The following is a 26,026-nucleotide window of genomic DNA, read 5'->3' as shown; positions in this document are numbered from 1 at the left end:
ACGCCGTTCGAGATCCCGCCAAGCACGGAACCGCCCAGGCATGTCTACCGAATCGACGCGCAAGCCCCCGATCGCCGTGTTCGACCTGGACGGGACGCTCGCTGAGACCGCGGGCGACCTTATCGGCACCCTCAACGTGCTGATGAAGCGCGAGGGATTGGCCGAGCTGCCCCTCTCGCAGGCGCGCGGGCTGATCGGCGCCGGCGCCCGGGCGCTGATCCGGCGGGGTTTCGAGGCCGAGGGCCGGCCACTCTCGCCGGAGGACCACGACCGGCTGTTCGACGCCTTCATCGCCCATTACGGGGCGCACCTCGCCGACACGTCCCACCTCTTCCCGGGCGTGGTCGAGGCGCTCGACGCCCTCGAGGCGGCGGGTTTCCGGCTCGCGGTCTGCACCAACAAGTACGAGGGGCAGTCGGTCGAGCTGCTGCGCCTCCTCGGCATCGGCCACCGCTTCGCGGCGATCTGCGGTCGGGACACCTTCCCGCAGTCGAAGCCCGACCCCCGCCACCTGACCGGCACCATCGCCCGCGCCGACGGCGATCCGGCCCGCGCGGTGATGGTGGGCGATTCCCGCACCGACATCGACACCGCCAAGGCCGCCGGGATCCCGGTGGTGGCGGTCACCTTCGGCTACACCGACCGCCCGGTCGCCGAGCTCGGGCCCGACCGGGTGATCGAGCACTTCTCGGAGCTGGTCGAGGCGGTCAGCGCGCTCGTGCCGGCGGCCTGACCTCTCAGCGCAGCCACGCCTTCAGGCGCCGCGCCGCCTCGCGGCACTCGGTCTCCGAGCCCGCGAAGGAGAAGCGGACGTGGTGGTTGCCCACGTCCGGATCGAAATCGAGGCCCGGCGTCGCCGCGACGTGCGCCTCGTCGAGCATGCGCCGGCAGAAGTCCGAAGCGTCGTTGGTGAGGTTCGAGACGTCCGCGTAGAGGTAGAAGGCGCCGTCGGCCGGGTGGACGCGGCCGAGGCCGAGGGCCGGCAGCGCGTCCAGGAGGATCGCGCGGTTGCGTGCGTAGCCGTCGCGAACGGCGTCGAGTTCGTCCGTCGCGTCGAAGGCTGCCAGGGCGCCGACCTGCGACAGGTACGGTGCCGAGATGTAGAGGTTCTGGGCCAGCCGCTCGATCGGGCGGACCAGCGCCTCCGGCACGACCATCCAGCCGACGCGCCAGCCGGTCATGCAGTGGTACTTCGAGAACGAGTTGATCACGACCGCGTCGGGGTCGAAGCGCAGGGCCGTGACGGTGGGCTCGCCGTAGCTGAGGCCGTGATAGATCTCGTCGGAGATCAGCGGCAGGCCGAGGCCGCGCGCCGCCGCGCAGAGATCCTGCAGGGCGCCCTCCGTGATGACTGTGCCGGAGGGGTTCGCCGGGCTCATCACCAGTGCCCCGGAGACTGGCGCGCGGGCGTGGGTCTCGCGCAGCAGGGCGGCGGTCGGCGCGAAGCGGTCATCGGCGCGCAGCACCATCGGCGCCGGCACGAGGTCGAGGGCGGCCAGGATGCTGCGATAGGCGGGATAGCCGGGCTGCGGGACGGCGACCCGGGCGCCGGAGTCGAACAGGCTCATGAAGGCGAGGATGAAGCCGGCCGAGGATCCGGTGGTGATCACCACGCGCTCCGGGCTCACCGCGACGCCGTGCCGCTCCGCGTAGTCCCGGGCGATGCGGGCGCGCAGGGACGGCAGGCCCAGGGCCTCGGTGTAGGGCACGCGGCCGGTCGCGAGCGCCCCCTGCGCGGCCGCGATGACCGCCCGGGGCGCCGGTGCCGACGGCTGGCCGACCTCCATCCGCACCACGTCGCTGCCGGCCCGCGCCTTGGCGGCGGCGGCGGCCATGACATCCATCGCGAGGAACGGCTGGACGGCGGCGGCGCGCCGGGAGATCGGGATCATGGGGTCTGCTCTGAGCCGGACGACGCTGGAGCCTCCGGGGGTTAGACGCTCCCCCTTCCCGCCTCAAGCCGGCGGCGCACGCCGCCCTCGCCGCGGGAATTGACCGGACGCCGCGAAAACGCCTAACCCAGCCCCTACCGCTCGCGCCACGCGCGGGCCGCCCCGCCGCGCAAGCGAGGATCTATGCCCTTCATCCGCCCCCTGCCCGCGCTGGTCCTGGCGCTCGGCCTCGTCGCCGTCCCGGCCCTCGCGCAGACCGCGACGCCCCCCGCCGCGCCGTTCACCGACGCGCAGCGCGCCGGCATCGAGGCGATCGTCAAGGACTACCTGATCAAGCATCCCGAGGTGCTCCAGGAGGCCCTCGCCGAGGCCGAGAAGCAGCAGGCCGAGACGCAGCGCCTGGCCCAGGCCGCCGCCCTCAAGGAGTCGCGCGAGGCTCTCCACAACGGTCCCCACGACGTCGTTGCCGGCAACCCGTCGGGCGACGTCACGCTGGTCGAGTTCTTCGATTACAATTGCGGCTACTGCCGCAAGGCCCTGGGCGACATCCAGGCGCTGATCAAATCCGACCCGAAGCTGCGGGTGGTCATCAAGGACTTCCCGGTCCTCGGCCCGGAATCGCTGGAGGCCAGCCAGGTCGCCGTCGCGGTGCGCCAGCAGCTGAAGGGCGACAAGCTGTTCGAGTTTCATCAGAAGCTTCTGGAGACCAAGGGCCGGGTGAACGGCGCCCGCGCGATCCAGGTCGCCAAGGACATGGGCGTCGACACGGCCAAGCTGCAGAAGGACATGGCCTCCCCCGAGGTGAAGGCCGCGCTCAGCGAGAACCGCGGCCTCGGCGACCGCCTGGGCCTGTCGGGCACGCCGGCTTTCATCATCGGCGACGAGGTGATCCCGGGCGCCGTCGGCGTCGAGCCGATGCGCAAGACCATCGCCGACGTGCGCCAGTGCGGCCACGCCTCCTGCTGAGCTGACGGATCGGGCCGAGGAACCCCGAAGGCGGTCCGCGCAGCCTTGTCGCGCCGGGGCGCCTTCGTCTAAGAGCCGCCAGCCGCAGGGCCGCGGTGGGGTCCAGGGCCGAGCCCGGATGGACGCACCGACGTGCCGCGAGACGAAGTAGGCCGGATGCCAAAGAACGACGCCATCGATCCCGAGCTCGTGCGCGAGCTCGCCAACCTCGTGACCGAGACCGGCCTGTCCGAGATCGAGGTCGAGAAGGGCGACCTGCGCATCCGCGTGGCGCGGCGGCTGGAGCCTGTGAGCGTGCAGGTCGCGGCGCCCGCGCCGCTCGCGGCCGTCGCCCCGCCTCCGGTTTCCGCGCCCGCCGCGTCGTCTCCCCTCGCCCCGGCCGAGCCGGCCCGCGCGCAGCCCGGCACCGTGCCCTCGCCGATGGTCGGGACCGCCTATCTCCGCCCCTCGCCCGACGCCAAGGCCTTCGTGGATGTCGGCTCGACGGTCGCGGTCGGCGACAAGCTGCTGCTGATCGAGGCGATGAAGACCTTCAACGAGATCGTGGCGCCCCGCGCCGGCACGATCAGCGCCATCTTCGTCGAGGACGGTCAGCCGGTCGAGTTCGGCGAGGCCCTGCTCGTCATCACCTAGGACGTCCGCCGGGCGCCCGCCGCCCAGTCCCGGACGACGCCGCAACACGAGAGGATAGAGCATCCTGCGCGGTCCGGGATCGCCAGGACGCCCTAACGGGTCCGATGTTCGACAAGATCCTGATCGCGAACCGCGGCGAGATCGCCCTGCGCATCCTGCGGGCGGCGAAGGAGCTCGGGATCGCTACCGTGGCGGTCCACTCCACCGCCGACGCGGACGCGATGCACGTGCGCCTCGCCGACGAGAGCGTCTGCATCGGGCCACCGGCCGCCCGCGACAGCTACCTCAACATCCCGTCGATCATCGCGGCCTGCGAGATCACCGGGGCCGATGCCGTGCATCCCGGCTACGGCTTCCTGTCGGAGAATGCCCGCTTCGCCGAGGTTCTGGCCCATCACCAGATCGGCTTCATCGGACCCAAGGCGCAGCACATCCGCACCATGGGCGACAAGATCGAGGCCAAGCGCACGGCGCTGAAGCTCGGCATCCCCTGCGTGCCGGGTTCCGAGGGCGGCGTCGACGACATCGACACGGCCAAGCGCGTGGCTGCCGGGATCGGCTACCCCGTGCTCGTCAAGGCGGCGGCCGGCGGCGGCGGCCGCGGCATGAAGGTGGCGCGCTCCGAGGCCGAGCTGGAGCAGGCGATCGGCATGGCCAAGTCCGAGGCCAAGGCCGCCTTCGGCGACGACGCGGTCTATCTCGAGAAATACCTGGAGAAGCCCCGGCACATCGAGGTGCAGGTGCTCGGCGACGGCCGCGGCGGCGCCGTGCACCTCGCCGAGCGCGACTGCTCCCTCCAGCGCCGACACCAGAAGGTCTGGGAGGAAGGCGGCTCGCCGGCCCTCAACGAGTCGATGCGCGCCGAGATCGGCGGCATCTGCGCCAACGCCATGAAGGAGCTCGGCTACCTCGGCGCCGGGACGATCGAGTTCCTCTACGAGGACGGGCGGTTCTACTTCATCGAGATGAACACCCGCATCCAGGTCGAGCATCCGGTGACCGAGATGATCACCGGGATCGACCTCGTCATCGAGCAGATCCAGGTCGCCTCGGGCGGCCCGCTCTCGGTGAGCCAGGCGGACATCAAGGTCGAGGGCCACGCCATCGAGTGCCGGATCAACGCCGAGCACCCGGAGACCTTCCGGCCGTCGCCCGGTGAGATCACCCACTACCACACCCCCGGCGGCCTCGGCGTCCGCGTCGATTCGGCCGCGTTCCAGGGCTATCGGATCCCGCCGAACTACGATTCGCTGATCGGCAAGCTGATCGTCCACGGCCGGACCCGCAACGAGTGCCTCATGCGGCTGCGGCGCGCCCTGGACGAGTTCGTCATCGACGGGATCGACACGACGCTGCCGCTGTTCCGGACGCTGGTCCGCAACCCGGACGTGCAGAACGGCCTTTACGACATTCACTGGCTGGAGCATTTCCTGGAAGACGGCGGCATGAAAGCCTGACCGGACCTGGGCGGGGCTGCGGCGCGCGCGGGATCTGGTCTTCGCGCCGTCCGCGCGCGACATTCACGGCATGCACGACACCGCCCGCGTGGACATCACCCCTGAGATCCTGCTGAAGGCCTACGCGGCGGGCATCTTCCCGATGGCGGAGGATGCCGACGACCCCACGCTCTACTGGGTCGAACCCAAGGCGCGCGGCGTTCTGCCCCTCGACACGTTCCGCGTTCCCCGGCGCCTCGCCCGGACGGTGCGGTCCGACCAGTTCGTGGTCCGCTGCGACACCGATTTCGACGGGGTGATCGACGGCTGCGCGGCGCCCCGGCGGGACAGCGAGCGCACCTGGATCAACGGGCGGATCCGCGAGCTCTACGGCGCCCTGTTCGACATCGGCCACGTCCACACGGTCGAGGTCTACGCGGGCGCGGACGGCCGGCTCGTCGGCGGCCTGTACGGCGTCTCGCTGGGGGCGGCCTTCTTCGGCGAGAGCATGTTCCACGAGGTCCGCGACGCCTCGAAGGTCGCCCTCGTCCACCTGATGGCCCGCCTGCGCGCCGGGCGCTACCGGCTCGCCGATACCCAGTTCGTCACCGACCACCTGTCGCAGTTCGGTGCCGAGGAAGTGCCGCGCCACGTCTACAAGCGCCGCCTCGCCGAGGCTCTCGATCAGGTCGCCGACTGGAACGTCTGGCCCGGCGACGGTTCGGTTCCGGGTACGCGGGTCCTCGAGGCGCTCGAAGCTCCGGATCGCCGTTAGTGCAGTGACGCGGGCCGGTGGCCGCTAGCGCCGACGCCGGTGGCGGTAGCCGGTCGAGAACGAGGCGTATTGACGGCCGCGCACGGACCGGTAGCGTCGACGCCGGCTGGTGCTGGCCTCGACCGTCTCCTCCACCTGCGGGATCGGCTCGGCCATGGCCGCCGCGGGCGTCGCCGCCATGGCGACCGCCGTATCGGCCGAGGCGTAGCCCCCGGCGACGTTCTTGGCCGCCGGTCCGAACATCGCGAGACACTGGTTGTAGGCGAGGTCGTTCTTGAGACGCTCGCATTCACCGATGGTGCGCGGTGTCCCCTGCGCCAGGGCCGGCAGGGGCGCGAGCAGCACGACGAGAGCGGCCAGCGGCTTTAGGCAGAGAGTCGGGCGGTGCACGGAGGGGGTCTCGAGCGGCGACGGCAGGCTTGTGATCCCCGAGTGCGGCGAAATCGAGGGTTGGCCTCAGCGATCGGGCCGCTCCATCCACCGGATCAGCGGCATCAGCGGGAAGATCCACGCGATGCCGAGGATCGAATAGATCACCGCCTGCACCGCCGCCGGCGTCTCCGAGATGCGGCTATCGGCCAGGGTCATCGCCAGCGGCCCGTAGAGGCAGACGAAGACCAAGATGGCGAGGGTGCCGATCAGGGTCCGGGTGCGGCGGCGCATTGCTGTGTTCCTGGACCGTGACTTCGAATAGTACTCCTGGTCCCGCGGGCGGCGCCGCGGGCTCGGACGGGCGACGGCTACCGTCCTAGAACCCGGTTGGCAACGCGCCCGCTGACGCGGGCTGCGGCGCCGGCGCCGTTGATGGGCGACCGGACATCCCCTAACCCGGACACCGCGGGGAGCATCCCGGTCTCCGCGGAAGGGACGTGCATGGACATGAGCGGCGCGGGCGACCGGCGGTCGGGGGCGGTGCGAGCCTGGCTCTACGTGGTCGCGGCCCTGGTGGTCGCCATGGTGGCGGTCGGCGGCGCGACGCGGCTGACCGGGTCCGGCCTGTCGATCACCGAGTGGCGCCCCGTCACGGGCGCGATCCCGCCACTCACCGAGGCCGACTGGGCGGCCGAGTTCGCCAAGTACAGGGACACGCCGCAATACAACATCCTCAACCAGGGGATGGGGTTGTCGGCCTTCAAGGTGCTGTATGGCTGGGAATGGGGCCATCGCCTGCTCGGCCGCGTGATCGGCCTCGTGTTCTTCCTGCCGCTGATCGTGTTCTGGTGGCAGGGCCGGATCAGCCGGCGGCTCGGCCTCGGCCTGCTCGTTCTCGGCGCGCTCGGCGGCCTCCAGGGCGCCATCGGCTGGATCATGGTCGCCTCGGGCCTCCAGCCCGGCATGACGGCCGTGGCGCCGCTCAAGCTCGCCCTGCACCTCACCACCGCGAGCCTGATCCTGGCCGGGCTGGTCTGGCTGGCCGCGGGCCAGCGCCCCGGCGTCCTGGCGCCGGCCCCGGCGCGCCTGCGGGCGACCGCCCTGCTGCTGCCGATCCTCGTCCTAGTGCAGATCTTCCTCGGTGGCCTCGTTGCCGGCTCGCATGCCGGCCTCGTCTACAACACATGGCCGACCATGGACGGCCATCTCGTCCCGCCGCTGGACAGCCTGTTCGCGATCCGGCCGTGGATCGAGAATTTCATCGACAACCACGCCTTGGTTCAGTTCGACCACCGAGTGACGGCCTACCTCGTCTTCGTCGTGGCGGTGCTGCACGCCGTCGACGCCCGGCTCACCGGCCCGAAGAGCGCGGCTGGGCGGGCCACGGGGGTCGTCATCCTCGTCCTCGCCCAGATGGCGCTTGGGATCGCGACGCTGCTCCTCGCCGTGCCGCTCTGGGCGGCGCTCGCGCATCAGGTGCTCGCCATGGCGGTGCTCACGATGGCCACCGTCCATGCCCGCCTCGGCCGGGGATCCGGCCTGGTCGAGCCCGCAGCCGCCGAGCCGCCGCTGGGCTTCGAGGGGCTCGCCGCCGGCCGCATCTAGGCTCTCGTGCGGTGCAGCGGCCTTGCTGCGCCGCACGAGACTTTTACCGCTTTCAGTGGAACCTTGGGATAACTCCCCATCAGCAATCTGCACATGGAACGACTAAGACTTCTCAAGCTTTAAGCTGCACGCGTGGCAGGAGGCTTCAAGATGTCTCTCGCGGAGGATGGTCGACCGCTCTCCCTGACCTGGCACTACACGCCGCGGGAGATCATGGCGGATGGCGTGATCCATGGTCTCGGCGTGGTGTTCGGCCTCGCCGGTGCCGTGGCCCTGGTGGCGACCGCGGTCACGGCGCATCTCGGGTTCGGCGAGCGTGCGGCCGTTGTCGTGTACGCCACGGCCCTCGTCCTGATGCTCGGCGTCTCGGCCGTCTACAATCTCTACCCTGTGAGCCCGCGCAAATGGCTCCTGCGCCGCGCCGATCACGCGCTGATCTACCTGATGATCGCCGGGACCTACACGCCGCTGGTGGCCCTCGTCGGGTCGGGCCCGCGGGCGTACGCGCTCCTGGCGATGATCTGGGTCGTGGCCCTCATCGGGATCGCCGTGAAGCTGTTTCTGCCGGGCCGGTTCGACCGCCTCTCGATCGGGCTCTACCTGTTGCTCGGCTGGAGCGGGTTGTTCGCCTACGAATCAGTGATCGCGGCGCTTCAGCCCACCGCCCTGTGGCTCTTGGGAATGGGCGGAGCGCTCTATTCGATCGGCGTCGTGTTCCACATCTGGCGGACCCTGCCCTTCCAGAACGCGATCTGGCACGGCTTCGTCCTCGCCGCCACGGCCTGCCACTACGGGACGATTTGGGCCAGCCTGAACGGCTCGCCGATGACGTAGCGTTGGGATCGATTGCGATCGTGCGCGTAAAATTCCGGTTACCGTCCTGATGGAAAGGTCGAGACGCGGCGACCTGCTTTAAGTTTCCTGCGACCACGGGTGCACCACAACCTAGGGACTGATATTCCCGGGAGCTGGACCGTGGTCCCGAAGACGAACGACTCTGGCATCGCTCACCGTTACCGGATCCTGCACGTGTTCCGCGCGCCGGTGGGCGGCTTGTTCCGGCACGTGATGGATCTCGCTCGCCTCCAGGCGGCCGCGGGGCACCATGTTGGTCTCGTCTGTGATTCCAGCACCGGCGGCGACCGCGCTGCGGGCGCCCTGGCGGACCTGGTGCCCTGCCTGGACCTCGGCCTTGTCCGGCTGCCGATGCGCCGCAATCCGCATCCGTCGGACTGGTCCTGCCTCCGGGCCGTGGCGCAGAGGGCCGCGGAGGTCGGCGCGGAGGTCCTGCACGGACACGGCGCCAAGGGCGGGGCCTATGCCCGGCTCGCCGCGGCGGGTCCGGCGATCCGCGCCTACACGCCGCACGGCGGCAGCTACAATTACCGGCCGGGCAGCCCGCTGCACCGCCTCTACATGGGTGCCGAGGCGGTGCTCGCCCGCCGCACCGACGCGTTCCTGTTCGAGAGCGAGTACGTCGCCGGCCGCCATCGGAGCTTCGTCGGCGGTCCCGAGCGGGTGACGCGGATCGTGCACAACGGCATCGCCGAAGCAGAGTTTGCGCCGCTGGACCGCGTCGCCGAGCCTTTCGACCTGCTCTACGTCGGCGAGCTGCGGGAGGCCAAGGGCCTGCCCTACCTGCTCGAGGCCCTCGTCCGGCTGCGGGCCGAGGGCAGGACGCTGCGCCTGCTCCTCGTCGGGTCGGGACCGGATGCCGAGATCCTTCGCGGCACCGTGGCGCGGCTCGGCCTCGCCGACGCGGTGGCGTTCGAGCCGCCGCAGGCGATCCGCTCCGTGCTCGCTCGCGGGCGGATCCTCGTCGTCCCGTCGCTCGCGGAGTCGCTGCCCTACGTCGTGCTAGAAGCTGCCGCGGCGGCGCAGCCCCTGGTCGCCACTCGGGTCGGCGGAATCCCGGAGATCTTCGGCGCGGCCGCGCGCGACCTCGTGCCGTCGCGCGACCCGGCGGCGCTCGTGGAGGGGATCCGACGGGTCCTCGACGCCGCGCCGGAGGCCCTGGCCGAGCGGACGCAGAGTCTGAGCGCCTCGATCCGGCAGCGCTTCTCCCTGGAACGGATGGGCAGCGAGGTGATCTCCGGCTACGCCGCGGCCTTCGAGGCCCGCGCGGAGCGCCGCGATCCCGCACCGCGCGCGATCGCCGGGGCCCGGACCGCCTGACGACGAGACCAGCAGCAAGAGGAACGGGGGCCTGTGCGCCGCGGTGGAAAAGGCGGCGGCGCCCGCGCTCTTAAATGTTCCCACAACGCCCCGTGCCAGGGTTTCGCCGAGGCAGCGACCGCAAGGCTCGGGGGGAGCCGATCGATGAGCGCGTTCGACATTCGCGATCTTCTCGAGGCCGCCGTCCCGATGGAGGCGTCCTCGACCCCGGCCGCGGGCAGCGTGCCCCTCGCCGAGACCGCCGTCCCCGGCCCGACGGCGATCTCGCCCGTCGTGGTGGCTGGTCTGGTGCGCGGGCTGGAATGCGCGCTCATTTTCGGCTTGGGCGCATTGCTGCACGTGCTGATGCTCCGCGGCCGCGTCCCGTTCGGGCTGACCTACGCGGGCGCGATCGGTATGATCGCGGTGATCACCGTGACGCTGATCCAGGCGTCCGGCGGCTACCGGGTCGCTGCCTTCCGGAGCTTCTTCAAGACCGCCGTCCGGCTGATCGCGGCGTGGTCGATGACATTCTTGATGGTCGCCGCCGGCCTCGTGCTGGCCAAGGTCGCCGACCACTACTCGCGCCTCTGGCTCGCGACCTTCTTCGGCACCGGCCTCGCGATGCTGCTGGTCGGCCGCTTCGTCCTGTTCCGCATCATCGATGCCCAGACCCGGGCAGGACGGTTCGACCGGCGCACCGCGATCGTGGGCGGCGGGCAGCCCGCGGAGGACCTGATCGCCGCCCTGGAGACGCAGAGCGAGAGCGGCATCCGCATCGTCGGGGTGTTCGACGACCGCAACGCCGATCGCTCCTCGGACGTGGTGGCGGGGCACCCGAAGCTCGGCAACGTCGACGACCTCGTCGCCTACGCGCGGCACGCACGGCTCGACCTGATCGTCTTCACGATCCCGATCACCGCGGAGGCCCGGATCCTCCAGATGCTCGCCAAGCTCTGGGTCCTGCCGATCGACATCCGCCTCTCGGCGCACGCCGCAAAGCTGCGCCTGCGCCCGCGCAGCTACTCGTATCTGGGCTCCGTCCCGGTGCTGGACGTGTTCGACCGTCCGATCGCCGACTGGGACGTCGTGGTGAAGGCGCTGTTCGACCGTTGCGTCGGCCTGATGATGCTGCTGGCGCTATCGCCGCTCATGCTGGTCATCGCCCTCGCGGTCCGGCTGACCTCGCGCGGGCCGGTGCTGTTCCGGCAGAAGCGCCACGGGTTCAACAACGAGCTGATCGAGGTCTACAAGTTCCGCTCGATGTACGTGGATCAGTGCGACGCCGGCGCGGCCAAGATGGTGACACGGGGCGATCCCCGGGTCACGCCGGTCGGGCGCTTCATCCGGAAGACCTCGCTCGACGAGCTGCCGCAGCTGTTCAACGTGCTCAAGGGCGACCTGTCGCTGGTCGGCCCGCGCCCGCACGCGTTGCAGGCCAAAGCCGCCAACACGCTCTACGACCAAGTGGTCGACGGCTACTTCGCGCGCCACAAGGTGAAGCCCGGCATCACCGGATGGGCGCAGGTCAACGGCTGGCGCGGCGAGACCGACACCTCAGAGAAGCTGCAGAGGCGCGTCGAGCACGACCTCTACTACATTGAGAACTGGTCGGTGCTGCTCGACCTGCAGATCCTGCTGACCACGCCGTTCGCGCTGTTCAAGACCGAGAACGCCTACTGAGCGGAAGGGCCGGCACCGGAGCGGTGCCGGCCGGAAGCCCGCTACGGCAGCGCGCCGGCCTTCTCCTTGGCCTTCAGGATCGTGTCGCGGCAGCCCTGGGCGTCGCCGGCCTTGTCCTGCTGGCGCGCCTGGGCGACCAGCTTCTTGGCCTCCTCCACGCCCGAGGCGGTGGGCTTCACGGCGGCGTCCGACTTGGTGAGCGCCGGCGGCGTGTCGAGCGCCTTGGGCGAGTTCGAGGACGTGGTGCCGCCGGGCGGCGTCGTGCCGGTCACCGAGGCCGCGCCGGCGCTGTCCAGCCGCCGCTGCAGCGTGTCGACCTCGTCGGCGCACGGGGTCGCCAGGGCCGGCGTGGCGGCCGCCAGGGCCAGGGCTGCGACGGCGAAACGCATGATCATCGGGACGAGGCTCCACGGTGTCGGGATGCGGCCGGCGCCGACCCCTCATGCATGAGCGGACGGTGATGCGCCGGTGCGGCTACCGGGGAGACGCCGGGCGAACGGGCCCGTTCCCGAGACAGGAGGCCGCATGCGGTAGCGCGGAAACGCGACGGGCGCCCCGCGCGGCCCTCTGGCCGCGGGAGGCGCCCGCCTCTCGACGCCGCTGACGGATCAGTACTTCCGGATGATCGGCTCCGGCGACATCGGCACCGGATCGGCGCCGAAGGCGTAGCGGATGCCGGCGTAGACCGAGAAGGGCTGCGCCAGGGTCGTGGTCCGCGGATCGCTGATCCGCAGGTTGCCCGCCACCGCGCCCGGCTCGGCGTAGGTGCCGAACGTGGTGTAGCGGTTGTTGGTCAGGTTGGTGATGAGGCCGAAGACCTCGAGGTTCTTCGTCACCTGATACTTCGTCTGGAAGTTCAGAACGTAGTAGGGCGGCAGCTTGCGGTTCAGGTTCGACTCGTCGCCGCGGAAGTAGGACGAGGAGAAGGCCTGGAGGTAGAGGCCGAACTGCCAGTTGGGCGTGACGAAGTAGTCGAACCCGGCCTTGATCTGGTGGGTCGGCACCAGCGGCACGACATTGCCCTTGCGGACCTGGATCGCGCCGTCATCCGCGAGCGGGTTGTTGGGCGACGACAGGGTGCCGTTGAACTGGAAGGTCGCGTCGACCAGCGCGTAGTTGGCGTAGACCCGCAGGTAATCGGCCGTGTACTCGCCGCCGACCTCGATGCCCTGCCGCTGCGTCGACGGCACGTTGACGAAGTAGGCGCGGGCGGTGTTGCCGGGGGTGGCCAGCGACAGGATGTCGTTGGCGAGATCGGTGCGGAAGGCGCCGATCTTGTAGGTGATGATGCCGCCGTCATAGGTGTTCGGCAGCTGGCCGCGGAAGCCGACCTCGTAGGTCCGTCCGGTGACCTGCTTGAGCGGCGGGTCGGCCACCAGCGAGTTCGGCAGCAGGCACGGCCGGTCCGGGTTGGCGCAGGCCAGCTCCAGCGGGGTCGGTGCGCGGTTCGACTCCGAGTAGCTGCCGTAGAGGTTCAGCGCGTCGAAGAACCGGTAGGTCAGGCCGGCGACCGGGTTGATCTTGTTGAAGTAGTGCGTGCCGGTCACGTCCGGCGAGAAGCCGGTCAGGTCCTCGCTCTGGATGCGCGCGAAGTTGAGCCGGGCGCCGGCGGTCAGCGACAGCCGGTCGGTCACGTCCAGCGTGTCGAGGGTGTAGAGGCCCATGTAGAGGTTGGAGCCGTTGACCGAGCTCGGCGCGATGCCGAGCGCGCCGGCGGTCCGCAGCTGCGGCGTGCCGAGGCCCGGGACGTTGCCGTAGAACGGGTTGCTCGGGTTGGTTGTGATCGACAGATCCGGGTTGATGACGCCGAGCGTGCTGGACGACTTGAAGCCGTAATTGGCCGCGTCGATGCTGCCGCCGACCACGAAGGTGTTGGACAGGCCGAAGATCCGGTCGCGGTTGGCGGCCTGGAGCGAGCCGCCGAAGCCGGTGGCTTCCGTCCGGGTCGTGTCCAGCGTGCCGTACGGGATGCCCGCCCGGAACGGGATGCGCTGGTTCTGCTGGCCCAGGATCAGGAACTGGTTGCGGAAGGCGAGCTGCGACTGTCCGGCCGCCGGGCTGAACCCGTCATCCTCGAAGCAGAGGTTGCCGCGGAAGCTGGAGCGCGTGCTGCAGTTCTCGAAGTTGCCGTCGTTGCCGTCGACGTAGGTCTGGCTGAAGCGGCGGAAATAGGCGTTGCCGGCGAGATCCCAGGTCGGCGAGATGTCGACCCGGCCGGTCAGCTGGAGCGTGCCGACCTCGGTGGTGGTGGTCTGCGGGAAGGTGAAGATCGCCCGCGGGTCGCGGTGGGTGAAGTCCACCGGCGTGGCCGCGGCCGCGCCGAAGAAGCTGCGGGCGGCGAGCCCGATCAGGTGGAACTCCGCATCCTGCGAGCGGTAGCCGATGTCACCGTAGAGGCGGCCGATCGTGCTCGGGCTCTCGTAGCGCCAGCCGCGGTCGTTCAGGCCGTCGCCGGTGAAGTAGACGCTCCACGGGCCGGAGACCTTGCCGTACTCGAGATAGCCGGCGGTGCGCGCGTCCGAGCCGCCCCAGGCCGAGATCTCGGTGCCCTGCCAGGTGAAGCCGTTCTTCATCTGGATGTTGACCGCGCCGCCGAGCGCGTTGAGGCCGAAGACCGGGTTGCCGGTGACCACGTCGATGCGCTGGATCGCCTGCGGCGGGATCAGGTCGAAGTTGACGATGTCGCCGAAGGCCTCGTTGATGCGCACGCCGTTCTGGTAGACGGCGAGGCCCTGCGGCACGCCCTGCACGGGCGAGGCCGTGAAGCCGCGGTAGGTGATGTCGACGCGGTTGTTGTTGCCCTGCGAGTCCGAGACGTTGATGCCGGGCGTGCGGCGGGCCAGCGTCGTGGTCAGGTTGTCGCTGGCGCGATCGATCGTGATATCGCTCGCCGTGACCGATTCGACGGTGCTGGGGATCTTGTAGAGCGGCTGCTCGGAGCCGCGCAGCCGTACGCCGGTGCTCGGTCCCAGGGAGCCGGCCGGCGGCACCGGTCCGGGACCGTTGAAGATCTGCGCCTGGCTCGAATTTCCGCCGCCGGCCCCGACCGGCGACGTCGAGACGACGCTGATCTCGCCGAGCGTCACCGATTGCTGAGCCTGCACCGCCGCCGGAACGACAGTCCCGGCGAGAACCGACGCCGACGCGACCAGGCTGCTCCGAAGCGCCCGAAGTGACATCCCCAACCCCCTCAAACCCAAACACGTGCTCGTGACTGCCGAGCTTGGGTCTTTCTTGGCGGGTGCCGGGAACGCGCACAATTGGTTCAAGAACACGTGAGACGCGTTTCGGCCTCATTTCCGGGCCGCGCCGACCGAAGCCGCCGCCACGTGGTTAAACAGCAACAGTTTCGGTAAAGATTTCAGGCACTTAAGGATATTTCGGCAATCTGCCCGGGATAGTTTGGCAATGATCGCTGGCGCGGGGTCAGAGCCGCGCCTGAATCAGGCGCGCGATCTCGCCGAGCCGCTGCTCAAGCAGCTGCGGAACCTCGCAGACATAAGTCAGCGACTGGCTCCGCTCCTGAAAGATCCGGCGATCCCAGGCGAACTTCGTCTCCAGCTCGGACTGGTCCTTCGGGAGTTCCGTGGCGTCGGAGGCGCTCGGCGCGTCCTTCACCTGACTGATCTTGTCGGCCTCGTCGCGGATCCGCTCGGCCATCCGGCGCTGGCCCTGCGCGTAGCGCGCGATGCCGCCGACCACCTTGTTGCGCTCGCCGTTCAGCACCTCGAACACGCCGGCGTAGACGCGGGTCAGGGCCTTGTCCTTCGCGTCCTTGTCGGAGCCGAACTTCTCCGCGAACGTGTCGAGAAGCGGGCCGACCTGCGAGAGGTCGGTGCGGCGCGACGCGATCTTCTGCGCCAGGACGGCGGCGTCGTTGTCGCTGCCCCAGTCGCCGGCGGCCTCCACGTCGGGGCCGGTCCAGAATTGGCCGGGGCTGAGTGTGGCGACCTTGCGCTGGACGCAGGGCCAATCCGGATCCTGCTTCGGCTGCGCCAGGGCGGGACCGGCGAGGATCGCGAGCCCCAGCGCCGGGCCGACGATGCGGGTCAGGAGGACGTTCATCGGGCGGACTCCATCAAGTGTTGTCGCCGGCCGGGCCGCCGCGCCGGGCCATGATGCCGCGGCCGGGGTCGTAGGCGACCACCGCCATGCCGAAGAAGGCGAGCCCCACGCCCACCACAACGGCGCAGGCGACCGGCTCGAACTGAAGGTAGAGGGCGAAGCGGACGAGCTGGACCGCGTGGCTGAACGGGTTCAGCTCGCAGATCCAGTAGAGAGTCTCGGAGGATTCCCGGATCCGCCACAGGGGGTAGAGGGCCGACGAGGCGAAGAACATCGGGAAGATCACGAAGTTCATCACGCTGGCGAAGTTCTCGAGCTGGCGAACCAGCGAGGACAGGAACAGTCCGATCGCTCCCAGCATCAGCCCCGTGGCCAGGAAGGCCGGCAGCGCCGCGAGGTAGCCCAGCCACGGGATGTCGCTCTCCCAGAAATACGCCACGGCCAGGAACGCGTAGGCCTGCACAATCGAGACGGCGACGCCGGCGATCAGCTTGGCGAGCAGGAGCAGCCATCGCGGATAGGGCGAGGTGAGCAGCACCTTCATCGAGCCGACCTCGCGGTCGTAGACCATGGACAGCGACGATTGCATGCCGTTGAACAGCTGGATCATCACGGCGAGGCCCGGCACCACGTAGACCTCGTAGAGCACATAGGTCTGGTAGGGCGGCTCGATGGACACGCCGAGCGTGTTGCGGAAGCCGGCCGCGAAGATGAACAGCCAGACCAGCGGCCGGACCAGCGCCGAGAAGAACCGCTCCTTCTGATTGAAGAAGCGCAGCAGCTCGCGGCGGACGATGCCGCCGAGGCAGATCAGGTAGCCGACCGCGTCGAGGCGGCCGATCCGCGCGGCCTGTCCGCGCGGCGGGGCGGGGCCGATCCGGGTGGCGAGGGGCGTCGGGTTCGTCATGCCGCCGCCCTCCCCGGCTCGGCGACCAGGCGGCGGAACGCGTCGGCGAGCGCCTCGCCGGGCCTGCCGATCCCGCCGGCCCGGCCCCGGGCGACGATCCGGCCCCGGTGCAGCACCACGGCGTCGTCGTCGTCCGCGATCTCCTCGAAGATGTGGGTCGCCCAGAGCACCGACAAGCCCTCCTCCCGCACCAGGGCGCGGACGATCGCCACGATGTCGGCCCGCGACTCGAGGTCGAGGCCGACGGTGGGCTCGTCGAGGAGCAGCAGGTCCGGGCGGTGGATCAGCGAGCGGGCGATCTCGATCCGGCGCGACTGGCCGCCCGAGAGCGTGCGCACCTTGTCGTGGCGGCGGTCCGCGAGTCCGACGCGGTCGAGCAGCTCGCCCACACGGACCTTGGCGGCGCCGCGGGCGATGCCGTGCAGGCTCGCGTGGTAGAGGAGATTCTGCTCGACGGTGAGATCGGTGTCGAGGGTGCGGGCCTGGAACACGACGCCGAGCCGCGCCAGCGCCCGGGACGGCTCGCGATCCAGGGCGTGGCCGAAGATCGAGACCCGCCCGGTCTGGTTGTTGTAGAGCCGGGTGATGACCGAGAACAGCGTCGTCTTGCCGGCGCCGTTCGGCCCCAGCAGCGCGGCGAAGTGGCCACGCTCCACCGTGATCGAGACGTCGTCCAGCGCGGCGCGGGCGCCGAACTTGTGGCCGACATGCTCGATCAGGAGGGCCGCCGGCTCGGTCGCGCTCATCGGCCCAGGACCTTCCGGGCGTCGGAGACGGCGTCGAGGCACTCGTCGAACTCGCCCTCCTTCTGCTCCCGCTCGGCCACCCGCAGGGCCTTCCTGAGCTTCGGCACCGCCGTCTCGGGCGGGTTCAGGGCGAGGGCGTCGCGGATCATCGTGATGCCCTCGGCGCAGGACGAGGCGTCGTCGGCCGCGAGGGTCGGGCCGGCGGCGAGGAGGCAGGCGGAGAGGAGGAGGATGCGCATCACTTCACCGTCAGCGTGCCGGTCATGCCCTTGGACTCCAGGCCGTGCACCGACCACGTGTAGGTGCCGGGCTTGATCGCGACGAACTCGATGGCGATCTCACCGGGATCGTCGAACTCCAGGTGATCGGGTGGGCCGCCGCCGTGGATCTCCTTGTGCTCGATCACGATCTGGTTGAACCAGATGTAGCGGAAGAACTCCGGCGCGTAGAATTTGTATTCCTGGCGCCCCTTGGCGACGATCCGTAGCCGGTAGGCCTTGCCGGATTCCAGCGTGATGTCCTTGTTCTCGACCACGAAGTCGTTGCCCTGATCGTCGCCCAGGACGAGGTCGGGCAGGTTCTCCCGCTTCTTGGTCAGGTCGAGGGCACTGGCCGGTGCCGCGGCGAGCAGCCCTGCCAAGCCGAGGGCCGCCGTTCGAAACATGCGTGTCATGTCGTGTTCCACCCTAGGGCCGCGTCGCGCGCGGCCGTCCTCGCTCGGCGCCCGGAGGTCGCGCGGATCAGTTCGGCGAGATCGCCACGCCCCAAGGCAGGAGCCCGACCGGGATGCTCTTCACCACCTTCTCGGCGGCCACGTCGATCACCGAGACGTCGTTAGAGGTGCCGTTCGTGGTGAAGAGCTGCTTCTGGTCAGGCGTGAAGGCGAGCTGCCAGACCCGCTGGCCGACCGGCAGATACTTCTCGACCGCGTAGGTCTTGGCGTCGATCACGGCGACGCGGTTCGCCGGCCCGAGGGCCACGAAGGCCTTGGATCCGTCCTTGGTGATCCGGATGCCCACCGGCTGGATCGCCTCGTCGTTCACGCCCGGGATCTTGAAGGTGATCTTCCTGATCACGCGGCGCTGGGCGACGTCGATCACGCTCACCGTGCCGCCGACCTCCGCCGAGACCCACAGGAACTTGCCGTCGGCGGTGAACTCGGCGAAGCGCGGCCGGGCGTCGACCAGCACGTTGTCGATGACCTGGAATGTCTTCGTATCGATGAAGTGGGCCATGTTGGTCGTCTCGGAGGTGTTGACGAGGATCTTCCCGTCCGGCGACAGGCCCATCCCCTCCGGCTCGACGCCCACCGGTACCTCGGCGAGCACCTTGTTCTTCTCGATGTCGATGATCGTGACTTGGCTGTCGTCCTCGTTGGCCACGTAGAGTGGGTTCCCGGAGGCGTCGAGGATGAACTGCTCCGGATCCGGCCCGGAGCGCAGCGAGCGCACCACCTTTCCGGAACTGGTGTCGAGCACGTCGATCCGGTCGTCGTCGCTCGCGCAGACGAACAGCTCCTTGCCATCCTTGGAGACGGTCACACCGCGCGGGCGCCGCCCGACCTTCCACGTCGCCGTCACCGCCATCGTGTTGGTGTCGATGACGCTGACCGAGTTGCCCTTCTCGTTCGTCACGTAGGCGGTGAAGGCGGCGGCCGGCCCGCACAGGGCGAACCACGCACCGAGGGCGACCCCACTCAGACATGCCTCGACGCGGCGGCTCATACGGTTTCCTTCCCTTGCGACGGCCCGGCGCCCTGGGCGGACGTTCTCGGGGGACGTTTGTAGTGCGATTTCCGCGCGTTGCGAGGGCTTTGGCCGCTCGCCATCGCCGCAGGCCGCGGGTTCACTTGAACTTGCAGGTGGTCTCGGGGAGGTCGACGCCCAGCGTGTCGAGGGGCGTGCGCTGGTGCAGGAAACCCTGCTCCGGCGCGACGGAGACCAGCGCCTTCGGCTGTACCACGATGATCGCCTGCCGGAGCTGGTGGTCCCAGGGCCGGAAGCTCAGCGGCACGCCCTTGTAGGCCGGCAGCGTGAAGGCGGGCTCGACGAGGTACGGGGCGATCACGGCCGGGTCGTTGGTCTTCTTGGCCGTCACGGCCTCGCCCACCGTCCGCACCGCCGCCCAGACCTGATAGTCCAGCGGGCGCATCAGCCGGGAGGCGAGCCGCCGGAACCGGTTCTGGGCCTGCGCGGCGCCCCAGGTCTCCAGCACGGGGGACCAGGTCGTCGGCGTCAGCGCCTGGGTGCCGCCGACGGGGCGCGGATCGACGGTGCGGTAGGGCACGTAGTCGCCCCAGTCGCCCTCCTCGTCGGCCACGATGGCCATGTCGTAGTCGAGGCCCCGGGTGAAGACCATCGCCTCGGCGCGAGTCGGCGTGTCGCCGCGCGCCTTGGCAAGGGGCCCGAAGGTCCAGGGCTTCTCGGCGGTGATCTTCAGCGCGAACTTCCGCGCCGAGTTGCGCATCGCGTCGGCGTAGGCCTTGTCGGCGTCGGTCGGGCCGACGATCAGGAAGAGCTTCCGCCAGCGCATCACGGTCAGGTACTGCGCCAGCGCGTCGGTAAGCATCGCCCGCGACGGCAGGATGTGGAACACGTTGGCCCGGCACTCGGCGCCGCGCAGACGATCGTCGGGCGCCCCCGCGTTGAGCACGACCGCGCCCGTGTCCTTGACGGCGTCGGCCACGGCCAGAACCGCGTCGGCGGGGAGCGCCAGGACCAGGTAGCGCACGCCCTTGCCGATCAGCTCCTTGGCCGCCGCCACCGCGTCCGGCTTGTCGTCGGTCAGGGCGACTTCGTCCAGGACGTAGGTCTGCTTGGTGAAGCGGCCGGTGGTGTTGTTGTCGGCGATGCCCATCTTGGCGCCGGCCAGACCCTCGTCCTCCGGCGCCGCCTCGGCATCGTACGAGGACGGGGCGGGCTGCGGCCGGTAGATCAGGCCGACATGGGTCTCGAGCGCCTGCGGAGCGGCGGCCTGGGCCGGCTGCGCCGCCGCGGCCGGCGCCGGGTCCTCGGCCCGCGCCGCCGCCGGGGCGATGGCGAGCGCGACGGCGGCCGCGCGCAGCCAGGACGGGCGCGTCTTGTGCCGGAGGGCCGTGTCGGGTGCAGGATGGTGCATGCGCGCGGCCTCTATCAGCTTCCGCTCAGGCCGCTCAACCGCGGCGTCTCGTCCCGACGTTCACGTTACCGTCGTGGGATAGGCGGGCGCGGAAGTACATTGCCAAATTGTCCCTTCGCCCGACCTATGGCGGGAACGATGCCGCCGCCTCGGGCGGCCGCACGCCTCGAGAGGAAGCTCCCGCCGATGCGCCACACGTCTCTCCGCGCCGCGCTCGCCTGCGGCGTCGTCCTGTGGACCGCCCTGCCCGGTGCGGCCGGCGCCGTCGAGAAGGCCGCCGTCTTCCCGGTCGAGCTGTTCGATCCCGGTGCCGCCTACGGATCCCGGACGCGGCCGGTGGACGCCCGGAAGCTCGCCCTCGTCACCGACGAGTTGCGCAACGCCCTGCGCGACAAGGCCGGTCTGGACATCGTCGATACCGCGCCCAAGGCCGACGTCGTGGCCAAGGAGGGGCCGCTCTACAAATGCAACGGCTGCGCGGCCGACATCGCCAAGAGCCTGGGTGCGGATCTCGTCGTGACCGGTTATGTGGAGAAGGGGTCCGGCCAGATCTTCAACCTGAGCGTCGCGATCGCCGAAGCCGATACCGGCAAGGTGGTGCGCGGCGGGCAGGTGACGATCCGGGCCGACACCGACGATACCTGGGCGCACGCGATGCGTTGGGTGGTGAAGAACCGCCTGCTCGCCGAGCCGCTGCCTGGGAAGTCCTGAGACGGCCCGTTCAAGTTCGAGTGTTTCGTGCCCGCGTCCACCATCCAGCAAGACCCCCTGCCCCGGCTCCTCGTCAGCGTTCGCGATCCGGCCGAGGCCGAGGCAGCCCGCCTCGCCGGCGCCGACCTGATCGACGCCAAGGACCCGGAGCGCGGGGCGCTCGGCGCCCTGGACGAGGACGTCGTGCGGGAGATCGTCGCCCGCGTGTCCGGCGGTGCCGCGACGAGCGCGGTGGCCGATCCGGCGGCCGGATCCGTCGCCGCCCTGGCCCGGACCGGGGTCGACTGGGTGAAGATCGGTCTACGTCCTGCCGAGATCCGGGACGCGGCGGCGCTGGCCGATCGCGTCGCGGCCGCGCCGGGCCGGCTGATCGCCGTGCTGTTCGCCGAGGACGGGCCGGCGGCCCCGCACGTGCCCGCCCTGGCGGCGGCCGGCTTCGCCGGCGCCATGATCGACACCGCCGGTAAGACCGGCGCCCGCCTGCCCGACCTCGCCGCGGCCTCGGACCTCTCGGCCTTCACCACCGCCTGCCGGGCGAACGGCCTGATGAGCGGCCTCGCCGGGTCGCTGCGGGTCATCGACATCCCCGGCCTCTGCGCGCACCGGCCGGATTACCTCGGCTTCCGCGGCGGCCTGTGCCGGGACTTCGACCGCCGCAACGGCATCGATCCCCTGCGCGTGGCCGAGGCCCTGCGCGCCCTGCGGCCGAGCCGGCAGGACGCGGCGTGACGAGCGTCATCAAGATCGGCGGCAGCCTCGAGGCGGATCCGCATCGCCGCCGCGCCCTGCTGGAGGCGATCGGCGACGGCACGCACGGGCGCTGCATCGTGGTGCCGGGCGGCGGCGCCTTCGCGGACGCCGTCCGGGCCGCGCAGGCGCGGGAGCGCTTCGGCGACGCCGAGGCCCATCGCCGGGCGCTCGACGCCATGAGCGACGCGGCCGGCATCTTCCGCGGGATCGAGCCGCGGCTCGTGCAGAGCCTGGAGCCCTGGGCTGAGACGGCGCCCGCGCGGATTCGGGTCTGGAACCCGCGCGCTCTCCGAGCCGGCCACCCGGACATCCCGGAGACCTGGGACGTCACCTCGGACAGCCTCGCCCTCTGGCTCGCCGCGCGGGTCGGGGCGGAGCGCTGCGTCCTGGTGAAATCCGTCGATGCGCCGCCGTGCGTCGACCCCGCCGCGCTGGCGCGGGACCGGATCGTGGACGCCGCCTTCCCGGGCTTCGCGGCATGTTTCGGGGGTACGATCGAGGTCTGGGGACCGCACCGCCGCGTCGCGGTCGAGACGAGGGCCGCCGCGTGAGCACCGCCGAGCACATCGTCTTCGTTACCGGCCGCCTCGCCCGGGCGCGGCTCGAGAAGGTCGCGGCGGGGCTCCCGCAGACCCTCCACTGGAGCATCTCGGATGCCGGCGTGAAGGTCGCGGCGCTGATGACCGAGGAGATCATCCGCCGGCGGGTCGTGCTGCCCGAGGGCGCCACGCGGATCGTCCTGCCGGGCCGGTGCCGGGCCAATCCCGTGCACCTCGCGGCGCATTTCGGAGTCCCGGTGGAGCGCGGCCCCGACGAGGTGGTCGACCTGCCGGCCTGGCTCGGCCTGACCGCCCGCAAGGTCGACCTGTCCCGGCACGACCTCCGGATCTTCTCGGAGATCGTGGACGCGTCGAAGATGAGCGTCGACCAGATCCTCGCCAAGGGGCTCGATCTCGCCGGGCGCGGCGCGGACGTCATCGATCTCGGCGGCCTGCCCGATACCCCGTTCCCGCACCTCGAGGATTCCGTGCGAGCCCTGAAGGGCGCCGGCCTGAGGGTCAGCGTCGATTCCTTCTCCCGCGAGGAACTGGTCCGGGGCGCCGGCGCCGGCGCCGACTTCCTGCTGAGCCTGAACGAGGAGACCCTCGATCTCGCCTTCGAGACCGACGCGATGCCGATCCTCGTGCCGATGCGGCCGGACGACCTGCCCTCCCTCGATCGCGCGATCGAGCGCATGCTCAAGGCGGGGCGGCCGTTCCTGGCCGACCCGATCCTCGAGCCGATCCACCACGGCTTCGTCGACTCGATCGCGCGTTACCGCGACACCCGCGCCCGCTGGCCCGAGATCGACATGATGATGGGCACCGGCAACCTCACCGAGCTGACCGAGGCCGATTCCCTGGGCGTCACGGCGCTGCTCGTCGGGATGTGCTCGGAGCTGTCGATCCGCAACGTGCTGATCGTGCAGGTCTCCAACCACACCCGCCGCACCGTCGAGGAGCACGACGCCGCCCGGCGGGTCATGTACGCGGCCAAGGCCGATTCGGCGCTGCCGAAGGGCTACGGCCGGGCGCTCCTCGCCCTTCACGACAAGCGCCCGTTCGTGCAGACCGCCGACGAGATCGCCCAGGCCGCCGCCGAGGTGCGCGACCCGAATTACCGGATCGTGATCGCCGAGGACGGGATCCACCTCTACAACCGCGACATCCACAGGGTCGGCACCGACGCGATGGCCTTCTTCCCCGACCTCGACGTGGCGAGCGACGGCGCCCACGCCTTCTATCTCGGCGCCGAACTCGCCAAGGCCGAGACGGCGTGGCGGCTCGGCAAGCGCTACGTTCAGGACGAGGCCCTCGACTGGGGCTGCGCGGCCGACGCCGACGTCGAGGATGCCACCGCCTTCAAGAAGGCCGGCCACACCCGCCATTCCGGACCCGACGCGCCCCCGCCCGGGACCCGCGACGCGCGCCTGGCCGGGCCCGAGGCCGGCGCGAGCCCGCCCGAGACCGTCCCGGAGGCCGCGGCGCGCGCCGCGGTCGCGCCCGAGCGCCCGCAGGATCCGCCGTCGAAGCTGGTCTGCGGGCGCCTCGTCCCCGCCGACAAGGCGTGAGGCCATGCCGCTGATTCTCGAGACCATCGTCACCACCTTGTCCCCGGCGGGCGAGCTGCACCTCGTCCCGTTCGGGCTGATCGGCGAGGATGAGGGCTACGTCCTCGCGCCGTTCCGGCCATCGCCGACGATCGTCAACCTGGAGGCCAATCCCTGCTTCGCTGCCTCGAGCCCGCGCGACATCCGCGTGATCGCCGGCGCGGTGACGGGCCGGCGCGAGTGGCCGACGCTGCCGTGCGCGGCGATCGAGGGCCGCCGCCTCGCCGACAGTTTCGGCCACGCGGAATTCGCGGTCGCCTCCGTCGAAGCCCACGAGACCCGGCCGCGCTTCCGGGGCCGGATGGTCCACAGCGCCGCGCACGCGCCGTTCATCGGCTTCAACCGCGCGCAGGCGGCGGTCCTCGAGGCCGCCATTCTTTCGACCCGGCTCCACATGCTGGAGCCCGGGAAGGTGTTGACGGAGATGGCCTACCTCGCCATCGCCATTGGCAAGACCGCGGGACCGCGCGAGCGCGAGGCCTGGGGTTGGATCGAGGACAAGGTCGCGGCGGCCCTCGGCCCCGAGGCGCGCGTCCTCGATCGCGACGACCGCTGAGGGCGGGAGGAGAAGGACAAGATGAAGAAAATCACCCTGGCCCTGGCGGCCACGGCGGCCCTGGTGGCGGCGACCGCGCAGGCCCACGGCCCGACCCGGCGCAAGATCACCGAGTCGATCGAGATCAACGCCCCCGCCGACAAGGTCTGGGCCGTGGTCGGCGACCTGAAGAATTCCGACTGGATGCAGAACGTCACCAAGACGGAGCTCAACGGCGACCCGGCCGGCAAGTTCAAGCGCGTGCTGACGCTCAAGAACGGGAATCAGATCTCCGAGACCAGCAACAAGTACAAGCCGGAGGACAAGCTGTTCTCGTACTACATCGACAAGGTCGACGTGAAGGATCTTCCGGCGAACGACTACTCGGCGACGATCACGGTCGAGCCCGAGGGCAACGCCAAGTCGAAGGTCGAGTGGAAGGCGGCGTTCTATCGCGGCTACATGAACAACGACCCGCCGCCGGATCTGAACGACGAGGCCTCCGAGAAGGGCGTCGGCGACTGGATCAAGGCGAGCCTCGCCAACCTGAAGGCCAAGGTCGAGAAGGGCTCGTGAGCCCAGCACGGGGCCGCGCGGCCCTCGCCGCCGGCCTCGTCCTCGTGGCGACGGGCTCCCGTGCCGAACCGGCCCGGGAGGCCGTCGTCACCGCCCAACTCGGCGGCGCGGTCGAGATCGTCGATCTGGCGGCCAGGAAGGTGGTGCGCCGCATCCCCGTCGACGGGGCCCCGGCTGGGATCGCCCTGTCGCCCGATCGCCGGCGGGCCTACGTCACGCGCCCGGAGGGGCACGGTCTCGCGATCCTCGACCTCGACGCCGGCAAGGTCCTGTCCGAGGTGCCGCTGCCCGGCGGCCCGCTCGGCGTCGCTTCCGACCCGCGGGGCGGCCCGGTCTACGTGGCCGACTGGTACGGGCACCGCCTGTTCGTGCTGATCGAGCGCGACGGCACCCTGGTGCCGGACGGCGAGATCGCGGTCGGTGCCTCGCCCTCGGGGATCGCCGTCAGCCCCGACGGGGCGACGCTCTACGTCGCCAACCGCGAGGCCGACACGGTCTCGGTCGTGGACGCCGCGACCCGGCGGGAGACCAAGGTCATCCCAGTGGGGCAGCATCCGTTCGGAATCACGCTCGATGCCGCGGCGGGGCGCGCCTACACGGCCAACGTGACTGGCGACGACGTCTCGGTGCTGGATCTGAAGACGGGGCGCGAGATCGGCCGCATCCCGACCGGCCGCCGGCCCTACGTCATCGCCCTCGCCGGCGGGCGCGGCTTCGTGACGGACCAGTATGCCGGCAGCGTCACGGCGTTCGACCTCGCCACGCTCAAGCCGATCGCCGACGTCGATGTCGGCGACCACCCGGAAGGGATCGCCGCGGATCCCGACGGACGCCTCTACGTCGCCAACTGGGGCGACAACACGCTGAGCGTCCTCGATTCGAAGACGCTCAAGGTGCTGGCGACCATCCCGACGGGCAACGGCCCACGCTCGTTCGGCGCGTTCCTGCGCTGAG

The 26,026-nt window shown here is 70.5% G+C and carries 28 protein-coding genes; 16 read left to right on the top strand and 12 right to left on the bottom strand.

Features of this window, described 5'->3' with window-relative positions:
• The first annotated feature begins 40 nt into the window (after positions 1-40).
• The gene (gene gph / locus BMY19_RS06965) at positions 41-733 is read left to right on the top strand and encodes a phosphoglycolate phosphatase (RefSeq protein WP_100251269.1); all 693 of its coding nucleotides are present in this window, start codon (positions 41-43) and stop codon (positions 731-733) included.
• Positions 734-737: 4 nt separating this feature from the next.
• On the opposite strand, the gene BMY19_RS06960 is transcribed toward gph, so the two are convergent.
• Positions 738-1,892 (bottom strand): pyridoxal phosphate-dependent aminotransferase, encoded by a 1,155-nt coding sequence (locus tag BMY19_RS06960; RefSeq protein WP_100251268.1) that lies wholly within the window; start codon positions 1,890-1,892, stop codon positions 738-740.
• Positions 1,893-2,075: 183 nt separating this feature from the next.
• Here BMY19_RS06960 and BMY19_RS06955 point away from each other — a divergent pair, with 183 nt between their 5' ends.
• The 4 genes from BMY19_RS06955 (at position 2,076) to aat (ending at position 5,702) form a co-directional block, all read left to right on the top strand.
• Entirely contained in the window at positions 2,076-2,858 is a 783-nt protein-coding gene (locus BMY19_RS06955) for a DsbA family protein (RefSeq protein ID WP_020092101.1), read from the top strand.
• A 156-nt stretch (positions 2,859-3,014) separates the two neighbouring features.
• The gene (gene accB / locus BMY19_RS06950; protein ID WP_020092100.1) at positions 3,015-3,491 is read left to right on the top strand and encodes an acetyl-CoA carboxylase biotin carboxyl carrier protein; all 477 of its coding nucleotides are present in this window, start codon (positions 3,015-3,017) and stop codon (positions 3,489-3,491) included.
• A 104-nt stretch (positions 3,492-3,595) separates the two neighbouring features.
• Entirely contained in the window at positions 3,596-4,948 is a 1,353-nt protein-coding gene (gene accC / locus BMY19_RS06945) for an acetyl-CoA carboxylase biotin carboxylase subunit (protein ID WP_091676759.1), read from the top strand.
• 70 nt (positions 4,949-5,018) lie between these two features.
• Positions 5,019-5,702 (top strand): leucyl/phenylalanyl-tRNA--protein transferase, encoded by a 684-nt coding sequence (gene aat / locus BMY19_RS06940; RefSeq protein WP_020092098.1) that lies wholly within the window; start codon positions 5,019-5,021, stop codon positions 5,700-5,702.
• A gap of 24 nt (positions 5,703-5,726) precedes the next feature.
• On the opposite strand, the gene BMY19_RS06935 is transcribed toward aat, so the two are convergent.
• Both BMY19_RS06935 and BMY19_RS06930 read right to left on the bottom strand, forming a co-directional pair.
• Positions 5,727-6,092, bottom strand: coding sequence for a hypothetical protein (locus BMY19_RS06935; protein ID WP_100251267.1), 366 nt, complete (start codon positions 6,090-6,092; stop codon positions 5,727-5,729).
• A 66-nt stretch (positions 6,093-6,158) separates the two neighbouring features.
• Positions 6,159-6,365, bottom strand: coding sequence for a DUF2842 domain-containing protein (locus BMY19_RS06930; protein WP_012319661.1), 207 nt, complete (start codon positions 6,363-6,365; stop codon positions 6,159-6,161).
• A gap of 210 nt (positions 6,366-6,575) precedes the next feature.
• Here BMY19_RS06930 and BMY19_RS06925 point away from each other — a divergent pair, with 210 nt between their 5' ends.
• From BMY19_RS06925 to BMY19_RS06910, 4 genes are all read left to right on the top strand, one after another.
• Positions 6,576-7,679, top strand: a complete 1,104-nt coding sequence (locus BMY19_RS06925; protein ID WP_100251266.1) for a COX15/CtaA family protein — start codon at positions 6,576-6,578, stop codon at positions 7,677-7,679.
• A gap of 150 nt (positions 7,680-7,829) precedes the next feature.
• A complete protein-coding gene (locus BMY19_RS06920; RefSeq protein WP_100251265.1) occupies positions 7,830-8,513 on the top strand; it encodes a PAQR family membrane homeostasis protein TrhA in 684 nt (227 codons plus the stop codon).
• Between the two features lie 141 nt (positions 8,514-8,654).
• Entirely contained in the window at positions 8,655-9,854 is a 1,200-nt protein-coding gene (locus BMY19_RS06915; RefSeq protein ID WP_100251264.1) for a glycosyltransferase family 4 protein, read from the top strand.
• Positions 9,855-9,998: 144 nt separating this feature from the next.
• Complete coding sequence (locus tag BMY19_RS06910; protein WP_020092093.1) at positions 9,999-11,516, top strand: undecaprenyl-phosphate glucose phosphotransferase; 1,518 nt, start codon at positions 9,999-10,001, stop codon at positions 11,514-11,516.
• A gap of 41 nt (positions 11,517-11,557) precedes the next feature.
• Here the strand turns inward: BMY19_RS06910 and BMY19_RS06905 are convergent, their stop codons facing one another.
• The 9 genes from BMY19_RS06905 to BMY19_RS06865 all read right to left on the bottom strand — a co-directional run bounded on the left by BMY19_RS06905 (position 11,558) and on the right by BMY19_RS06865 (position 20,351).
• Positions 11,558-11,911 carry a hypothetical protein gene (locus tag BMY19_RS06905; RefSeq protein ID WP_082557930.1) on the bottom strand — a complete coding sequence of 118 codons (354 nt, stop codon included), beginning with the start codon at positions 11,909-11,911 and terminating at the stop codon, positions 11,558-11,560.
• Positions 11,912-12,124: 213 nt separating this feature from the next.
• On the bottom strand, positions 12,125-14,695 hold the full coding sequence (locus tag BMY19_RS06900) for a TonB-dependent receptor (protein WP_100251263.1): 2,571 nt from the start codon (positions 14,693-14,695) through the stop codon (positions 12,125-12,127).
• Positions 14,696-14,942: 247 nt separating this feature from the next.
• On the bottom strand, positions 14,943-15,581 hold the full coding sequence (locus tag BMY19_RS06895; RefSeq protein ID WP_091676777.1) for a hypothetical protein: 639 nt from the start codon (positions 15,579-15,581) through the stop codon (positions 14,943-14,945).
• 13 nt (positions 15,582-15,594) lie between these two features.
• Positions 15,595-16,488, bottom strand: coding sequence for an ABC transporter permease (locus tag BMY19_RS06890; RefSeq protein ID WP_091976459.1), 894 nt, complete (start codon positions 16,486-16,488; stop codon positions 15,595-15,597).
• The gene (locus tag BMY19_RS06885; RefSeq protein WP_091926704.1) at positions 16,485-17,234 is read right to left on the bottom strand and encodes an ABC transporter ATP-binding protein; all 750 of its coding nucleotides are present in this window, start codon (positions 17,232-17,234) and stop codon (positions 16,485-16,487) included. The genes BMY19_RS06890 and BMY19_RS06885 overlap by 4 nt, the downstream gene beginning before the upstream one ends.
• Positions 17,231-17,473 (bottom strand): hypothetical protein, encoded by a 243-nt coding sequence (locus tag BMY19_RS06880; RefSeq protein ID WP_100251262.1) that lies wholly within the window; start codon positions 17,471-17,473, stop codon positions 17,231-17,233. The genes BMY19_RS06885 and BMY19_RS06880 overlap by 4 nt, the downstream gene beginning before the upstream one ends.
• Positions 17,473-17,907, bottom strand: a complete 435-nt coding sequence (locus tag BMY19_RS06875) for a cupredoxin domain-containing protein (protein WP_081636452.1) — start codon at positions 17,905-17,907, stop codon at positions 17,473-17,475. The genes BMY19_RS06880 and BMY19_RS06875 overlap by 1 nt, the downstream gene beginning before the upstream one ends.
• Positions 17,908-17,974: 67 nt before the next feature.
• Positions 17,975-18,958 (bottom strand): YVTN family beta-propeller repeat protein, encoded by a 984-nt coding sequence (locus BMY19_RS06870; RefSeq protein WP_020092085.1) that lies wholly within the window; start codon positions 18,956-18,958, stop codon positions 17,975-17,977.
• Between the two features lie 121 nt (positions 18,959-19,079).
• Positions 19,080-20,351 (bottom strand): ABC transporter substrate-binding protein, encoded by a 1,272-nt coding sequence (locus BMY19_RS06865; protein ID WP_091926702.1) that lies wholly within the window; start codon positions 20,349-20,351, stop codon positions 19,080-19,082.
• 186 nt (positions 20,352-20,537) lie between these two features.
• On the opposite strand from BMY19_RS06865, the gene BMY19_RS06860 reads away from it, so the two are divergent.
• Genes BMY19_RS06860 through BMY19_RS06830 form a run of 7 tightly spaced genes read left to right on the top strand, consistent with a single transcriptional unit; the run spans position 20,538 to position 26,025 of the window.
• Positions 20,538-21,062: a DUF3280 domain-containing protein gene (locus BMY19_RS06860; RefSeq protein WP_100251261.1), complete on the top strand. Its 525-nt coding sequence runs from the start codon at positions 20,538-20,540 to the stop codon at positions 21,060-21,062.
• A gap of 27 nt (positions 21,063-21,089) precedes the next feature.
• A complete protein-coding gene (locus BMY19_RS06855) occupies positions 21,090-21,791 on the top strand; it encodes a (5-formylfuran-3-yl)methyl phosphate synthase (protein ID WP_100251260.1) in 702 nt (233 codons plus the stop codon).
• Positions 21,788-22,363 carry an amino acid kinase family protein gene (locus BMY19_RS06850; protein ID WP_100251259.1) on the top strand — a complete coding sequence of 192 codons (576 nt, stop codon included), beginning with the start codon at positions 21,788-21,790 and terminating at the stop codon, positions 22,361-22,363. The genes BMY19_RS06855 and BMY19_RS06850 overlap by 4 nt, the downstream gene beginning before the upstream one ends.
• Complete coding sequence (locus BMY19_RS06845; RefSeq protein ID WP_100251258.1) at positions 22,360-23,922, top strand: DUF6513 domain-containing protein; 1,563 nt, start codon at positions 22,360-22,362, stop codon at positions 23,920-23,922. The genes BMY19_RS06850 and BMY19_RS06845 overlap by 4 nt, the downstream gene beginning before the upstream one ends.
• A gap of 4 nt (positions 23,923-23,926) precedes the next feature.
• A complete protein-coding gene (locus tag BMY19_RS06840) occupies positions 23,927-24,517 on the top strand; it encodes a DUF447 domain-containing protein (protein WP_056528823.1) in 591 nt (196 codons plus the stop codon).
• 21 nt (positions 24,518-24,538) lie between these two features.
• A complete protein-coding gene (locus BMY19_RS06835; RefSeq protein ID WP_020092078.1) occupies positions 24,539-25,072 on the top strand; it encodes an SRPBCC family protein in 534 nt (177 codons plus the stop codon).
• A complete protein-coding gene (locus BMY19_RS06830; protein ID WP_100251257.1) occupies positions 25,069-26,025 on the top strand; it encodes a YncE family protein in 957 nt (318 codons plus the stop codon). The genes BMY19_RS06835 and BMY19_RS06830 overlap by 4 nt, the downstream gene beginning before the upstream one ends.
• Position 26,026: the final 1 nt, after the last annotated feature.

The sequence above is a fragment of the Methylobacterium sp. UNC300MFChir4.1 genome, assembly GCF_900110155.1.
Lineage (GTDB): Bacteria > Pseudomonadota > Alphaproteobacteria > Rhizobiales > Beijerinckiaceae > Methylobacterium.
Note: the sequence above shows the minus strand (reverse complement) of the source record. Positions and strands in the feature narration are given on the sequence as shown.